Source organism: Pseudomonas sp. TE9122 (genome assembly GCF_056278925.1).
Genome location: NZ_JBWBQI010000001.1, coordinates 2,641,338 through 2,657,482, shown reverse-complemented (window position 1 = coordinate 2,657,482; position 16,145 = coordinate 2,641,338). Strand labels below are relative to the sequence as shown.

General features: G+C 58.6%; 12 protein-coding genes. 10 read left to right on the top strand and 2 right to left on the bottom strand.

Translation table 11 applies throughout. From position 1 onward, the window contains the following. Positions 1–88: 88 nt before the first annotated feature. The 4 genes from ACZ9BE_RS11995 to pgm all read left to right on the top strand — a co-directional run bounded on the left by ACZ9BE_RS11995 (position 89) and on the right by pgm (position 6,334). On the top strand, positions 89–1,111 hold the full coding sequence (locus ACZ9BE_RS11995; RefSeq protein WP_095180096.1) for a zinc-dependent alcohol dehydrogenase family protein: 1,023 nt from the start codon (positions 89–91) through the stop codon (positions 1,109–1,111). Between the two features lie 551 nt (positions 1,112–1,662). Further along, positions 1,663–3,129 (top strand): hypothetical protein, encoded by a 1,467-nt coding sequence (locus ACZ9BE_RS11990; protein WP_252867676.1) that lies wholly within the window; start codon positions 1,663–1,665, stop codon positions 3,127–3,129. A gap of 49 nt (positions 3,130–3,178) precedes the next feature. Beyond that, positions 3,179–4,579, top strand: a complete 1,401-nt coding sequence (locus ACZ9BE_RS11985; RefSeq protein ID WP_236169045.1) for an aminotransferase-like domain-containing protein — start codon at positions 3,179–3,181, stop codon at positions 4,577–4,579. 108 nt (positions 4,580–4,687) lie between these two features. After that, the gene (gene pgm, locus ACZ9BE_RS11980) at positions 4,688–6,334 is read left to right on the top strand and encodes a phosphoglucomutase (alpha-D-glucose-1,6-bisphosphate-dependent) (RefSeq protein WP_056789815.1); all 1,647 of its coding nucleotides are present in this window, start codon (positions 4,688–4,690) and stop codon (positions 6,332–6,334) included. A 54-nt stretch (positions 6,335–6,388) separates the two neighbouring features. Here pgm and ACZ9BE_RS11975 read toward each other — a convergent pair whose 3' ends face one another. Next, on the bottom strand, positions 6,389–7,084 hold the full coding sequence (locus ACZ9BE_RS11975) for a pirin family protein (RefSeq protein ID WP_016774845.1): 696 nt from the start codon (positions 7,082–7,084) through the stop codon (positions 6,389–6,391). A gap of 259 nt (positions 7,085–7,343) precedes the next feature. Here ACZ9BE_RS11975 and ACZ9BE_RS11970 point away from each other — a divergent pair, with 259 nt between their 5' ends. Next, a complete protein-coding gene (locus ACZ9BE_RS11970) occupies positions 7,344–9,818 on the top strand; it encodes a UvrD-helicase domain-containing protein (RefSeq protein ID WP_476249471.1) in 2,475 nt (824 codons plus the stop codon). Between the two features lie 50 nt (positions 9,819–9,868). Here ACZ9BE_RS11970 and ACZ9BE_RS11965 read toward each other — a convergent pair whose 3' ends face one another. After that, positions 9,869–10,141 (bottom strand): DUF1652 domain-containing protein, encoded by a 273-nt coding sequence (locus ACZ9BE_RS11965; RefSeq protein ID WP_041480416.1) that lies wholly within the window; start codon positions 10,139–10,141, stop codon positions 9,869–9,871. A gap of 265 nt (positions 10,142–10,406) precedes the next feature. On the opposite strand from ACZ9BE_RS11965, the gene ACZ9BE_RS11960 reads away from it, so the two are divergent. From ACZ9BE_RS11960 to ACZ9BE_RS11940, 5 genes are all read left to right on the top strand, one after another. Then, the gene (locus ACZ9BE_RS11960; protein ID WP_252882090.1) at positions 10,407–11,219 is read left to right on the top strand and encodes a helix-turn-helix domain-containing protein; all 813 of its coding nucleotides are present in this window, start codon (positions 10,407–10,409) and stop codon (positions 11,217–11,219) included. Positions 11,220–11,271: 52 nt separating this feature from the next. Beyond that, on the top strand, positions 11,272–12,678 hold the full coding sequence (locus tag ACZ9BE_RS11955; RefSeq protein ID WP_056789827.1) for an NAD(P)/FAD-dependent oxidoreductase: 1,407 nt from the start codon (positions 11,272–11,274) through the stop codon (positions 12,676–12,678). A 31-nt stretch (positions 12,679–12,709) separates the two neighbouring features. Beyond that, the gene (locus tag ACZ9BE_RS11950) at positions 12,710–13,054 is read left to right on the top strand and encodes a cupin domain-containing protein (protein ID WP_056789830.1); all 345 of its coding nucleotides are present in this window, start codon (positions 12,710–12,712) and stop codon (positions 13,052–13,054) included. Positions 13,055–13,109: 55 nt separating this feature from the next. After that, the gene (locus ACZ9BE_RS11945; protein ID WP_150740902.1) at positions 13,110–14,195 is read left to right on the top strand and encodes a polyamine ABC transporter substrate-binding protein; all 1,086 of its coding nucleotides are present in this window, start codon (positions 13,110–13,112) and stop codon (positions 14,193–14,195) included. A 463-nt stretch (positions 14,196–14,658) separates the two neighbouring features. Next, a complete protein-coding gene (locus ACZ9BE_RS11940; RefSeq protein WP_476249470.1) occupies positions 14,659–16,104 on the top strand; it encodes a serralysin family metalloprotease in 1,446 nt (481 codons plus the stop codon). Positions 16,105–16,145: the final 41 nt, after the last annotated feature.

Here is a 16,145-nt window from a genome sequence, read left to right as displayed (position 1 = left end):
ATGTCGACTATTAATAGCCACTGATGGTCTTGGGTCGAAAGCCCAGATAGAGTTCATGGCATTAGAGGTTACTTTGACGAGGTTTGCGATGTCCCGCACGATCCGTTTTCACAAGTTTGGTCCGGCCGAGGTGCTCAAATGCGAAGAGCATGCGGCTGCTCAGCCAGGTCCTGGCGAAGTGCAGGTGCGTGTCGAGGCAATCGGCATCAGTTGGTACGACACCCTGTGGCGCCAGAATCTGGCGTCGTCCCAGGCACGTCTGCCTTCGGGCCTCGGTCATGAAATGGCTGGCGTGGTCACTGCGGTGGGCGCTGATGTCGAAGACCTGTCCGTCGGCGACAAAGTGGCCAGTTTTCCGGCGGAAAGCCCGAACGACTATCCGGTGTACGGCGAGTCGATCGTCCTGCCGCGCACCGCGCTGACCCGTTATCCCGATGTGCTCAGCCCGATCGAAGCGAGCGTGCATTACACGCCGCTGCTGATCGCCTACTTCGCTTATGCCGATCTGGCGCGGGTCAAACCCGGTCAATTTGCGCTGGTGACTGACGCCAGCCACTGCGCCGGCCCGTCTTTTGTTCAATTGGGCAAGGCGCTGGGTGTGCGAGTGATCGCGGCGACCAAATCGGCGGAGGAGCGGGAGTACCTGCTGTCCCTCGGTGCGGAGAAGGTCATCGTCACCGAAGAGGAAGATCTGTTGATGCGTATCAACAAGATCACCGACAATCGCGGCGTCGATGTGGTGTTCGATGGTCTTGGCGGCCCGCAGATGTCGTTGCTCGGCGATGTGCTGGCGCCACGCGGCAGTCTGGTGCTGTACGGGCTGCAAGGTGGTAACCAGACCCCATTCCCGGCGTGTGCAGCGTTCCAGAAGAACATTCAGTTCTTCGTGCACTGCATCGGCAACTTCACCGGCAAGCCGGAGCTGGGCATTGTCCAGGACCACGTCGCTCTGCAGCGTGCTCTGCGTGACATCAACCAGTTGACCGCTGACCGCGTGCTTTTGCCGCTCAAGACTCGTGTATTCCCGTTCAACGAGTTCGTCGAAGCACATCGCTACATGGACGAATGCCCATGCCGCGAGCGAGTGGCCCTGCAAGTGGAAACCGCGTAAATCCGCTCATCAGAGTCCGTGGCCCCCACGGACTCTTTTCTGTTTATACCCTCCGCTGTCAGTAAACCCTCCCCGATATCGAAGCATTGGCCTTTTCAGCAACTGAACTGGTTTTTGCCGTTCATCTGTATCTTCTAATCACACTATAAGCACTGATAATTGAATGATTACTTTCATCTCAAGGAATGAGCTATGGCTGTGCATTCAATTTGTCCGATGCAATATCAAATGGCTGGCTCTGCTGGCTTCGTCAATTTCTGTTTAATTGCTGTAGGGCGATTCGGAAGTTGCTTCTCTTTTTCTTGTAATGATTTGGCGTGGGACGTTGTGGGAAGTTTCCTCAGAACATTGTTGAGTGGCGAAAGGCCAATGAATACGGGTGGTTGAGCGTCAAGCTTGGCATCTGGAAGGCTTTGTTCAGGTGAAGTGTTTCAAATAACTACAACTTTGTAAGTGTTAGCATTTCAGCGTCTATTACTTATTGATCCAATTGCCGCGCGCCTACTGTCATGTCTGCGCGGCATGAAACTTTTGATACCGGGTAAATACCGATGAGCACGATCCATGATCAGGCAATGAACTATGTCTATCAGCAAGTATTGCAGCGTTTGCTGAGTTTCTTTTCCCGAGCCGAGCGCACGGCATTGCAGTTGCTGATACAGCGCTTGGTGGTGGCCGCTGGCGGCATGGAAAACATCGGGCAGTTCAAGGTGCTGGTGCCTCAGTCCGGCCTGCGTGACGGCTGCTATACCCTGGCCTTGCTCCGGGCCGCTCAGTTGACCATTGCCGGCCGTGCTCCGGCGACCTTTCAGCTGCGCGTGGCTTCCCTGCGCTGGAATGGCGACAGCCCGCTCGCCCTGCAAAACCTGCATCGCAGCTACAGCGCGCTATTCCTTTATGACGATCCGCGGGTCGAGGTGCTGATGGTGGATAACCGCGAGGTCCTGCCGTTCGACCATCGCACGCCTGTCAGCAATGAAGGGCGCGAGGCCAGCCGGGTCAATCTGCTGCTGGTGGGGCACTGTCGCACCTGGCTGGAAACGCCTGAATTATGGGATGACGCCTACCTGGCGACGGCCGAGTACTACAGCCAGATCGCGCGCTGGAACAACGGCGTCGATGCCATGATCAGCACCGAAACCAAAGGCAGTCAGCAGCATTTCCTCGAAGGCCTGAACCGCGCGATGCAGCGAGTGGCAATACCGGCTCCAGGCCTGGTCAATGCCGGATTCGAAACGCTTTTTCCTCTGCTCGACGAGCTCGGTGATGACTTTTACCGGGAACTGCGTGCCGATGATGACCGGACCGTGTGGCGACCGGAAGGTGAATTCGAAGCCTGCCGGCGCACCAGTTTTATCGACATCAACGACATGATGGTCGGCAAGCTCGAGGACCGCTGGCCGCTGTTGGGCGAGTTTCTCGGTTATGAACCTGATGATCTGGCGCTATACCAAGGCGAAGCGGTGTTTGCTGATCCTCTGATCTCGGCACATGTGCGAGGTTTGTACGCACGGTTCATCGAGGGGCGCGCCTATGAGGCGGGCATCGACGATTACGTCCGGCACACGCTGGCCGACATGCGGCGAAAGCAGGTTGCCGAAACCGTCTGCGAGCACTTGCTGGCCAGCTACGACAACGCCGGCGGGCCAGAACAACTGCGGATGCTTGCCGAGGATTACCTCAGCAATGGTTTCGGATTGACCGAAACGCAGTTGGCGTGCCTGCTGTTTGCGCCGTTCATCGACAACGGCAAAGGTCTCGAACGCTTCCTGCGCAACTGTCATCCCGGCATGCTGGTCGCCATGCCGGACCTGCACCGCGCCATGCAGGGTCTGCACGCACCCGAGCAGGTGATGAAGTGGCTGACGGAAGTCAGCGGTTTGCCAGTCAGGCTGTTGAACCGCCTGTATGCGATGGGTCCTGTGCAGATTGATGCACCTGCGCAATTCTCCTCGGAGAGTTCGGGTTCGGACGAGGCGCGTTCGGCTGCGCCGTTCGAGCGGTCGACGGAACGCTGACGGTGAGCCAGAGCCTGGATTGTGAACCAATATCTACGGAAATGAGGGTGTGAAGGGCGCGCGGGACAACGACTTTGTTTATCAGGCAGTTTATCGATATCTGACAACGCTGATTGATGCTGCCGGAGGTGGTGGGGCGGTACGCATGCCTTCCTTGCGACAACTGGCGGACCGGCTGAATGTCTCCATCTCAACGGTGCAATACGCCTATTCGCTTCTGGAAAAGGAAGGCCGGGTCTATTCGATCGCCAAGTCAGGGTATTACGCGCAAGCGCAGTTCAGCATGGATGCACCCGGCAACGGCAATGACCTGCTGGAGACCCTGTACGTCAACGCCAGGCGTCCCGGGATGTGTGTGTTGAGTGCTGACGAACCGGCCTCGCTGCAACCGTTGGACAGTCCGTTGCTGACCTCGGAACGTGAGCTCTTGCGTCAATACCCGCGTCAGTTGCAGACATTCGTGCAGCCTTGCGGTGAACTGGAACTGCGGGTTGCGCTGGCGGCGCGGTATACCAGCTCGACAGAGCACTTCTGGCATGCCGATGACATTTATATCGGCGCTGATCTGCGTGGCGTCCTGGAGATTCTGATTTCGGTGCTTGGATTGCGTCAGGCCACCGTGATTGTCGAATCACCGTGCGACTGGGTCATCCTGCGCCTGCTCGAGTCGTGCGGAGTACGCGTGATCGAGTGGCCATTGCTTGCCCGAGGCGTGCTCGATCTGTCGGCACTCGAATCACTGCTGAAGAACGAGCCGGTTCGTTTGATCCTGCTGTCTTCCGTACTGAGCATGCCCCAAGGCAACGGTTTCACTCGCGAGTGTCAGCAGGCCACGGCGCAGTTGCTCAATCATCATGGCGTCTGGGTACTGGAAAACGACTGCTACAGCGAGCTTGACGAGCGCAATGATTCGCAGCGTTTGCGCAGTTGGCTCGATCCTGATCGTCTGCTGGTGTTTTCCACTTTCGAGAAATTCATCGGCGCCGAAGCACCATTCGGCTTTGTCTTGTCGCGTCACTGGCGCGAGGAATTGCAGCGCCATTTTCTGCTGCGGGCGTTTCGCTTGTCGCCCATTCGCCAAAAGGCGATTGCGCGGCTGTTGAATGGCGGACGGCTTGATCAGCATTTATTCGTGTTGCGGCGAATGCTGGGTGAGCGGCGAGCCGTGTTGATCCAGACACTGCGCGAACGCCTGGGCGATACCCTGCAGATTGGCGAGCCGCCGGGCGGGGCGACGGTGTGGGTGCGTTCGTTACGCCCGGTCGACATGGCAAGCGTGTTTCATCGCCTGCTCAAGCAACAGATCATCGTGGCGCCGGGCGAGCTGTTCAGTCTGCAGGGCTTGCATGCGGATCATCTGCGTTTGAGCGCGCTGAACCATGGCGAGCGGGATTTGCCGAGTGTCATCGGCTTGCTCGGCGATGCCTTGCGCCTGTCGCCCGGCCAATAACGTTAAAAAACATCGGGCGAGTTTCGGATACATCCCGTCGCACAGTGGTCAAACTGCCAGTAAACTGCGCTGCATTTCCTGAACCACTCCGATTTCAGAGGTTTTTGCATGACACTCAGTCCTTTTGCGGGCAAACCGGCACCGGCAGAACTGTTAGTCGACATCCCGCGACTGGTTACGGCCTATTACACCGGCCAGCCTGATGCATCGATTTCTACCCAGCGAGTGGCGTTCGGCACGTCCGGCCACCGCGGCAGTTCGTTCGATTTGAGTTTCAACGAATGGCACGTTCTGGCCATCAGCCAGGCGATCTGCCTGTATCGCGAAGCCCAGGGCATCACCGGCCCGCTGTTCGTCGGCATCGACACCCATGCACTGTCGACCCCGGCGGGCGCCAGCGCACTGGAAGTCCTCGCCGCCAACGGCGTCACCGTGATGATCGCCGAAGGCGATGAGTACACACCGACCCCGGCAATTTCCCACGCCATTCTCTGCTACAACCGCGGCCGGACCTCTGGCTTGGCGGACGGTATCGTCATCACGCCGTCGCATAACCCGCCACAGAGCGGTGGCTACAAATACAACCCAACCAACGGTGGCCCGGCCGATACCCACATCACCAAGTGGATCGAAGCCAAGGCTAACGAACTGCTGGCGAACAAACTGGCCGGGGTCAAACGCATCAGCTACGAGCAGGCGCTCAAGGCCAGCACGACCCATCGCCACGATTACCTGAACACCTATGTCGCCGACCTGATCAACGTCATCGACTTCGATGCCATCCGCGACGCCAAGCTGCGTCTGGGTGTCGATCCGCTGGGCGGAGCAGGGGTGCGCTATTGGTCGGCCATTGCCGAACACTACCGTCTCGACCTGGAAGTGGTGAATAAACAGGTCGATTCAACGTTCCGTTTCATGACCGTCGACTGGGACGGCCAAATCCGTATGGATCCGTCGTCCAGCCACGCGATGCAGGGCCTGATCGGCCTCAAAGAGCGCTTCGACGTGGCGTTTGCCTGCGACCCGGACCACGACCGCCACGGCATCGTCACGCCGTCCGGTGGTTTGCTCGCGCCGAACAACTATCTGGCGGTATCCATCGACTACCTGTTCCAGAACCGTCCGCAATGGCGCGCTGATGCCGCCGTGGGCAAAACCGTGGTCAGCAGCGGCCTGATCGACCGCGTGGCCAAGCGCCTGGGCCGTCGTCTCTACGAAGTGCCGGTCGGTTTCAAATGGTTCGCCGATGGCCTGTTCGATGGTTCGCTGGGTTTTGGCGGTGAAGAGAGCGCTGGCGCCTCGTTCCTGCGCAAGGATGGCGGTGTATGGAGCACCGACAAGGACGGTCTGATTCCAGCCTTGCTCGCCGCCGAAATGACGGCGCGCACCGGGCGCGATCCAAGTCAGGCCTACCGCGCGCTGACCGACGAACTGGGCGAGCCGTTCTCGGTACGCGTCGACGCCAAGGCCAACCCTGAGCAGAAGGCACTGCTGAGCAAGCTGGCGCCGGAACAGGTTACCTCGACCGAGCTGGCAGGCGAAAAGATCCAGAGCATCCTCAGCCATGCCCCGGGCAACGATCAGGCCATTGGTGGTTTGAAAGTCATGACCGAAAACGGCTGGTTTGCCGCACGTCCTTCGGGCACTGAAGACATCTACAAGATCTACGCCGAAAGCTTCCTCGGCGATGACCACCTCAAGCAACTGGTGGCCGAGGCGCAAACTTTGGTAGATGGCGCCATTTCCAGCAAATAATGCGCACATGAAAAAGGGCAACCATGAGGGTTGCCCTTTTTTATTGCCTGCAGATCAAGCCAGGTCGACCAGTACGATCTCGCTGTCTTCGATTGCCGTGACCGTAAGCACTTGCTCATGGGCCACCGCCACACCGTCACGCGCTTGGGCACGCAAGCCATTGACCTCGATCACGCCAGTGGCCGGAACCAGATAGGCGCGACGCCCTTCGTCTAGCCGGTATTCAGCGGTTTCACCGGCCTTGATGTTCGCCGCCACCAGACGCGCATTGGCGCGAATGTGCAGGCTTTCATCGTCACCGTCCTTGCCGCTGGCCAATGTGACAAAACCTTCGCGCTCGCCTTTGGGAAACGGCTTGGCGCCCCAGGACGGCGGCGCACCGGTTTCGGTCGGCAGAATCCAGATCTGGAAGATCTTGGTTTCCTTGTCTTCGAGGTTGTACTCGCTGTGGGCGATGCCCGTGCCGGCGCTCATCACTTGTACGTCACCGGCTTCGGTGCGGCCCTTGTTGCCCAAATTGTCCTGGTGCGTGATGGCACCTTCACGCACGTAAGTGATGATTTCCATGTCGCGGTGCGGATGCTGCGGGAAACCGGTGCCTGCGGCGATGATGTCGTCGTTCCACACGCGCAAGTTGCCCCAGCTCATCCGCTGCGGATCGTAGTATTCGGCAAACGAAAAGTGGTGATGCGCGTCCAGCCAGCCATGATGGGCGCCGCCCAGCGAGCTGAAGGGTCTGAGTTCAAGCATGATCGTCTCCTTAAATTAGGTTCGTCAGGGGGCGGGCCCCGTGGTTGATGACGACGATCATCTATCAAGCAATCATCGATAAAAAGCGCAAAAACTGCCGCATCATGATCAGGTTATTTGATAGGAATTTGCCTCAAAATCGTCTCATCCGACTTTCAATTCGTCGCCTAAACCGATGACCTGTAAGCATTTCGCTAGAACTCATCAGCAAATCCAGACACCATAGCCGCCACAGCCTCACACCCTGGAGTCCGTCAGCGTGGCGCAACACACCCCCGATCTTCCCCCTGAACTTCGTCCACTGGCCGAGATGCCCTGGTTCAAGCGTCTGGCCGCGCGATTCTTTGGTCACGGTCTGACCAAGCTGCGCGCGCAGCACCGGGCATCGTGGCTGCACGGGCAAGCTGACGGATTTCGCAGTGGCCACACAGCCGGCGTCGAATATGGTTTCAAGGAGGGCAAGCTTGAGGGTCTGGAGGAAGGCCGCCAGGTTCTGCTGATTCGCGACAGCCGCAACACCGAGCATCGGCCGCCCAGCGTCGATAACAACCTGTTCGATGACTGGCGCCTGCCGCTCACCGCCGAATTGAAAAAACGCATCAAGGCTGACGTCGCTCGTTTGCTCCCGGCCCACGCCCAGCCCAGCGCCGCGCAATGGAAAATGATCTTCAGCGATACGCCGTCCACCTCGGTGGTCGCCGGTGCGGGCGCCGGCAAGTCGACCACATTGGTGCTGCGCATACTGTTGCTCAGCCATTATCTGGGTTTTGAGCTGGATTCGATGACTGTGGTGACCTTCACCCGTGAATCGCGCAAGGACTTCATCAACAAGCTCATCGAAATATTCACGTTGTGGGGGCAGCCGCTGAACCTCAAGCAGGCGCGCGAACTGGTGCGAACCTTCCACTCGCGCATCCTGCCGATGGTGCGCAGCCTGCCGGGTTTCGAGCGCTTGCAGGCCTTCGAGAACCTCAGCGATCGCCCGCAAAGTGGCGCAGAGGAGGTCGACAGCAATCCGTTTGACCTGCGGATCAACGACGCGCAGCGGCAGCAACTGAACGCTTGTTATCACCGGCTGTTCAACGACGATGAGCGTTTCCGCCAGTTGATCCAGCCGCTGTCCCGCGCGGGTTTGCAATTAAAGGAACTGGAACGCGACCACCCCGATGTGCAGAAACGCATGGCGGTCACCGAACTGGCGGCCAAGCGCGATGAAGAGCTCTGCGATGTCATCGAGGATCTGTGGTTTCGCGCCGGTGCGTGGCCCATTAAAGGCATCGAGCCGAATCGGCAGGCCTTCGAAATCAATGGCTCGAAGTTCCACGCTCACGGCTATATTCCCAGCCTCGATGCCTGGGTGGTGCTCGGCTTTGATCCCAAGGAAAACGCCCAGCTGACCCGACCCAACACCAAGCTGAGTGTCCGTGCAGAGTGGGCGGTCAAGCGCACTCTGTTTCAAGCTTTCTGCCGTAAGCCATTGATATGGATGGATAGTTACGAGTCATCCAGGCGCGTTCTTGCGACGTTGGCCGGAGATGCCAGCGCCGGTCCCGGATTTGATTACAAGGTCAAGGGCGAGCTGGCATCCGCGCCATTGCTGGACTGTTTTGTCGCCGCGGCGGGCTTCATCGAAAACCTCGGCCTGGATGTGCCGGACGCGGTCAGCCGGATGAGCTTCGCCAAGGACGATCCTGATCGTTTTTTCTTTGAGGCCCTGAGCCTGTTCTGGCGCGCATTTGAAGATCACCTGCTGGATCAGAAACCGCCAGTGATGACCTACAACCGCATGTTCGCGTTGTTCAGCGAACACTCGCCGGACAACCTCAAGCTGCTCAGCGATGAGTTGCTGCGGCCGATGGCGCATTTGATGATCGACGAATTCCAGGACGTATCGCCGCAGATCGTTTCGTGGATTCGCGCCAGCCTCAATGAAATCCGCAGCCGTGGCCCGGCCATGCACGTTGGGCGAGGGGCGCAGCGGTCGTCGCTATTGTGCGTCGGTGATGACTGGCAGTCGATTTACGGCTGGCGCGGCAGTTCTCCGAGCTACTTCATGGAGTTCAACAAGGAATTTCCTTCCCCGAGCACCACGAGAGTGATGCTCAGTGACAACTATCGCAGCCATCAGCACATCATCGACGCAGCCGAACACATTGTCCGTGCAGCGCCGGCGATCGCAGGCAAGAAGGCCAAGGCCAGTGGTGAGCCCAAGCCGCTTCACCCGGTCAACGTGCTTGAGCGTGACGATGAAGCGTTGGGGCAGCGTCTGGCCGAGCATTACCGGCGGGGTGATTCAATCCTGATGCTTTATCGAAAAAGCAGCGATAAGTTATTGATTGAGAAGCATATTCAGCCTGTAATTAATGTGGATTCGAGCTTGCCCTATGATGCGCGGCGGCTGAAACAGCTGACCTATCACAGCGCCAAAGGCTTGCAGGCTGATGCGGTATTCCTGCTGGGTGATTGCCAGCATCTGACCAGTTCTCCGTACAAGAACCAGGTGTATCGCATGGCGGGATTGGGCAAAAGTGGCGATAGCGAGCCGTACGACAATGCGCAAAAAGACGAAATCCTGCGCCTTGCCTACGTTGGTATCACGCGCGCCGTCAGCCATTGCTACTGGTACGTCGAACCGCAGGAAACCCAAGCGGTAAACATGCCGAGGGCATCGGATCGAGTTGCCAAGGGCAAGCCGTTCTTCGTCGATCATCGAACCGAGAAGGCCAGCGCCTGATCAATAAAAAAGCCCGCATCGCTGCGGGCTTTTTGTTTTAAATCAGGCGGTTATGCGTAGTTCTTGAGAGATTCCGGAGGAGTGAAAGCTTCCAGCTCATCTTCGATGGCCTCGATGATGCGCTCGACGTCCGCCGCGTTCATCACCGTTGCGCAGGGAATGCCGGCAATGGCGATCATGGTTTCGCCGCTGGCACGATCAAACAGACGGGCGATCAGGCTGCCCGGCGCATCCATCGTCGCCTCGAAACCCATGGGATGAAAATGCCAGCGCATCAGCTGGCAAGCATTTGGAAAGGTGACTTTGCTGAACCCTTTATTCATGGTGTTGCCCGCCTGCTTCATCGAGCGCTTCCTTTTGCTCATGTTAGGTGGGAAGAGCCTTCATTGGCTCAACCAGTGCTTGAGCTTTAAAAGTAGCATCCGTGTGTGAAAAAACTGTGAGTTTTTTCAGTCCGTTTAGCGATTGATTCGCATTTTTTGATGTAAGTCACTGGCTCATCGATTATCGCCAAAACGCCACCATGGATTTTTCATTGAAGCGGCAGAGGAAGTTGGGCAAGCTCGGTTCTTTTTCGCCGAGCCGCTTATGCACGCCGATGACGACGGCCCAGAACAGACCCAGGCCACGGCCGCCACGGTCATGCGCTATCACCTGAGCTGGAAACACCGGGATCTGGACAGCGTCATGGCGCTTTATCACGCCGATATCCAGTACAGCGATTTCTTTCAGAACCGTGTACTCGGTCTTAATGAGTTGCGCGACTACGTGCGCGTGAGCATGCCGCGAGAATCCGACGAACTGCTCGAGCATTGCGACCGCATCCGGGTGGATGGCAACACCGCGTTCATTCAGTACGAAGTGACCTTGCGTGGCGGCGATGGTTTGGTGTCGTTCCGTTCCAGCGAAGCGATCACGGTCAAGGACGGCCTGATATGGCGCGTCAATGAATACGCCTCGCTGGTGCGTACCCAAACCAACGGCAGTTCGGCACCGAGCCGTCCGGCGGTCAGTCGTCTCGGTCTGTCACCGCGCCAACTGAGCTTCATGGCCGAAGACCTGCAGCAGTATTTCGAGAAGCAGCAGCCTTATCTGGACCCTGAGCTTGACCTGCAAAGGGTGGCGAAGGAGTGCGGGTACAGCCGCAATCAGATTTCCTATCTGCTCAATCAGGTACTCGGGCAAAGCTTTTATCGCTACGTCAACCAGGCGCGCCTGCAGCATTTGCTGCGTGCACTGGACAGCGCCGCACCGCCATTGCGCGTCGACGAGCTGGCGTTTGCCGCCGGTTTCAATTCGCTGTCGGCGTTTTACAAATGCTTTCGCGAGCACACCGGCCAGTCGCCCAAGGCCTACGCCAAACAAATTTCTCTGCGGGCACGCGCGCAAGACATCCACTGAAGGCAGCCACTAGGATCGACGCCATCGAAGGTTTTCAGTGGCGGAGTCTGGCATGTCGGCGTGGCGCACGATCAGTTTGTGGATGGATCAGCTCGATGAACCGCTGCTGGCGCGCCCTGCGCTTGAGCGGGATCTAGATGTCGACGTGGCGATCATCGGCGCCGGTTACACCGGACTGTGGACGGCGTACTACCTGAAAAAACAGGCGCCCGGCCTGGATATCGCCATCATCGAGGCGCAAACCGCCGGGTTCGGTGCGTCCGGACGCAATGGCGGCTGGCTGATGGGTAACTTGCTGGGTGAGGATCGCTTGCTCGCAGGCTTATCGCCGCAGCAACGGCGGGCGTCGTTTGATCTGCTGCACAGCATTCCTGATGAAGTAGAGATCGTCGTTGAACGCGAAGGCATCGACTGCGATTACCGCAAGGGCGGGGTGCTTTATTGTGCTGCGCGCTACCCAGAGCAGGAAACCGTTCTGCGCGATTACCTGAACAAGCTGCATGCCCAAGGCCTGACTGACGACGATTACCGCTGGCTGAGTCCCGAGCAACTGGCCCAGCAGATCCGCGTGGCCAAGCCCTACGGCGGCATCTTCGCTCCCCATGTCGCGACCATTCACCCGGCGAAACTGGTCCGTGGCCTGGCGCGTACCGTGCAGAACATGGGCGTGAAAATCTACGAAAACAGCCCGGTTACCCACTGGCAATCCGGCAGTTTGCGCACTGCCAAGGCCAGCGTACGCAGCCGCTGGATCGTCCCGGCCGTGGAAGGCTATTCGGTGACGTTGCCGCCGCTGGGCCGCTATCAGCTGCCGGTGCAAAGTCTGATTGTCGCCACCGAGCCGCTGTCCGCCGCGACCTGGGACGAAATCGGCCTGAATCGCGGCCAGGCCTTCAGTGAGTTCAGCCGTCAAGTCACCTATGGCCAGCGCAGTGCCGACAACCGCCTGATTTTCGGCGCCCGTGGCGGCTATCAGTTCGCCGGCAAGCTGCGCCATGACTTCAACCTCACTCGCGATGAAGTCGAGTTGCGCCGCTATCTGTTCGGCGAACTGTTCCCGCAGCTGAAAAATGTGCAAATCACCCACGCCTGGGGCGGCAACCTCGGCATGTCGCGGCATTTCAAGCCGCACATGCTTTGCGACCGCGCCAACGGCATCGCGCTATCGGGCGGTTACGGCGGCGAGGGCGTCGGCGCCAGCAACCTTGGCGGGCGCACCCTGGCCGATCTGATTCTCGAGCGCGACAGCGAGCTGACCCAACAACCGTGGGTCCTGCCCGACGGTGGCATTCACGCGCTGCGTGCCTGGGAGCCAGAGCCATGCCGCTGGCTCGGCTACAACGCGATCATCAAAAGTTTCGTGCATGAAGACCAGACGCTGGCCAATCCGGCGACCGCGCCCTGGCGGCGCAAGCTCGCCAGCCAAGTCGCCGGGTTCATGGAAGGTTTCATGCACTGAACGTCGTTTCCCTCAACAAACAGGTCACGCCATGAGCATCACCCAATTCAAGAACACCGCCGGGCTCGAACTCGAGGAGTCCAACCCGGTCGCCGTGCCCCTCGGCGAACCTGTCGCAATTGCCTCGACCACCAGCGTCGAGCGCGACGACGGTGTCGAAACCGGCGTCTGGGAATGCACCCCGGGCCGCTGGCGGCGGCAGATCACCGCGCAGGAGTTCTGCCATTTCATTTCCGGGCGCTGCACCTTCACCCCCGACGGTGGCGGCGAAACCCTGCACATACAAGGCGGCGACGCACTGATGTTGCCAGCCAACACGCTCGGGATCTGGGATATCCAGGAAACCGTGCGCAAGAGCTACGTGCTGATTTTCTGATTGTTCGATCCTTTGATTGCCTGCCAACAAAAAAAGCCCATACAGGAATCGCCCCATGATCCAGAAAACCCTCGCATTGGCGCCGCTGCTGCTGGCCGCTTCCGTCAGTCACGCGGCCGAGACGGTCAAGGTCTACAACTGGTCCGACTACATCGCCCCGGACACCACGAAGAATTTCCAGAAAGACACGGGCATCGGCGTCACCTACGACGTCTACGACAGCAACGAAACCCTCGACGGCAAATTGATGACCGGCAAATCCGGTTACGACGTGGTGTTCCCGTCGAACCACTTCATGGCGCGGCAGATTCAGGGTGGGGCGCTGAAGAAACTCGACAAGAGTCAGTTGCCGAACTGGAAGAACCTCAACCCGGCACTGCTCAAAGCCTTGCAGACCAACGACCCGAACAACGAGCACGGTTTCCCTTATCTGTGGGGCAGCACCGGTATCGGCTACAACATCGCCAAGGTCAAAGCGGTGCTGGGCGACGACGCGCCGGTGGATTCCTGGGATCTGATCTTCAAACCCGAATACATGGAAAAACTGCAAAAGTGCGGCGTGGCGATCCTCGACAACGGCCCGGAACTGCTCCCAGCGGCACTTAACTACCTCGGCCTGCCGCACCACAGCAAGAATCCCGAAGACTACAAAAAAGCCGAAGCTTTGCTGATGAAAGTGCGGCCCTATGTCAGCTACTTCCATTCCTCCAAGTACACCAGTGACCTGGCCAACGGCGACATCTGCGTAGCAGTCGGCTTTTCCGGCGACATCCTGCAAGCGGAGAACCGCGCCAAGGAAGCCAAGAACGGCGTCGAGATCGGTTATGCGATTCCCAAGGAAGGCGCGGCGATCTGGTTCGATATGGTCGCCATGCCCGCCGACGCACCGGACGAAAAGGCCGGATACGCCTTCATGAATTACCTGCTGCGCCCCGATGTCATGGCCGGCATCACCAACTATGTGCACTACGCCAATGGCAACGAACAGGCGGACACGCTCATCGATCCGGCGATCAAGAACGACACCAAGGTTTACCCGAGTGCGGAAATGATGGGCAAGCTGTTCGCGCTGGAAGCGATGCCGCTGAATATCGACCGGATCCGGACGCGGGTTTGGAACAAGATTCGTACCGGCAGCTGAGTTTTTTCAGGCCAACGTACAAGACCCCTGTGGGAGCGAGCCTGCTCGCGAAGCGGTTTGTCATTCGACTCTTATGTTGACTGGCTTGGCGCCTTCGCGAGCAGGCTCGCTCCCACATTTGTTATTCAATGAATCAGCATAGTTGATATCAAAGCACTGGCACCGCTGACTGAAAGTGTGACTTGCCCAACAAATTCAAACTTAGCGATATTTAATATTTAAATAGAAAATCGTCAGACAATTTCCGCCCTCATCGCAACTAAAAACAATCTTTCCTCCCCGCACGCTTTGTTTACGGCAGTTTCCTGATACCACCAAATTGGATCGCAAAAAAATCCTTTACGACAGATTTCCAATTGTGTCAGGTTCGTTACGCCTTCATTGGGCGAGTGATAGGACGATCTCGCCAAAGATCGTCCTGTCGGACAAAAACTGTTCCATTGCTAAACAAGGAAGTGTGTTTATGTCGAAAGTTAAAACCAATGCTGTTGATTCCGCCGAACAGGCTTTCCAGCTGGCTGCCTTCAGCTCGGCGTACAACCAGATCAATGGCTTCAGCCATCAGTACGACCGCGGCGGCAACCTCACGGTCAATGGCAAACCCTCGTACTCCGTCGACCAGGCGGCTACGCAATTGCTGCGTGACGGCGCTGCCTACCAGGACAAGGACGGCAGCGGCAAGATCGAACTCACCTATACGTTCCTGACCTCGGCCTCGAACAGCACGATGAACAAGCACGGGATCACCGGGTTCAGTCAGTTCAGCGCGCAGCAACAGGCGCAGGCCAAGCTCGCCATGCAGTCCTGGGCCGATGTGGCCAATGTCACCTTCACCGAGAGAGCCTCGGGCGGCGACGGGCACATGACCTTCGGTAACTACAGCGGTGGCCAGGATGGCGCTGCGGCGTTTGCCTATCTGCCGGGGACCGGCGCCGGTTATGACGGCACCTCGTGGTACTTGATCAACAGCGGTTACACGCAGAACAAGAACCCGGATCTGAACAACTACGGTCGTCAGACCCTGACCCACGAAATCGGCCATACCCTGGGCCTTGCTCACCCTGGCGACTACAACGCCGGCAACGGCAACCCGACCTACAACGACGCGACCTACGGCCAGGACACCCGTGGCTACAGCGTCATGAGTTACTGGAGCGAGAGCAACACCAACCAGAACTTCAGCAAGGGCGGCGTCGAAGCCTATTCGTCCGGCCCGCTGATGGACGACATCGCAGCCATCCAGAAACTCTACGGCGCCAACACCACCACCCGCACCGGCGACACCACCTACGGCTTCAACTCCAATACCGGCCGCGATTTCCTCAGCGCGTCGTCGTCGAGCGACAAAGTGGTGTTCTCGGTGTGGGATGCCGGCGGCAAGGACACCCTGGATTTCTCCGGTTTCACCCAGAACCAGAAGATCAACCTCAACAGCGCTTCGTTCTCCGACGTTGGCGGCATGGTCGGTAACGTGTCGATCGCCAAGGGCGCGGTCATCGAGAACGCGATTGGTGGTTCGGGCAGCGATCTGTTGATCGGCAACAGCGTGGCCAACGAGCTGAAGGGCGGTGCCGGTAACGACATCCTGTACGGCGCTGGCGGTGCCGACAAGCTGTGGGGCGGCGCCGGTTCGGACACTTTCGTGTTCGCCGCCAGCTCGGACTCCAAGCCAGGTGCGATCGATCAGATCCTCGATTTCGTCAGCGGTCTGGACAAAATCGACCTGACCGGCATCACCAACGGTGCGGGCCTGCACTTCGTCAACAGCTTCACCGGTTCGGCCGGCGACGCAGTGTTGACCTCGTCGGGCGGCAATAGCCTGTTGTCGGTGGATTTCTCCGGGCATGGCGTGGCTGACTTCATCGTCAGCACCGTGGGCCAGGCTGCGACCAGCGACATCGTGGCGTGATGTGAAAGGAAAGCGGCGCCTCGTGCGTCGCTTTCTTCGCT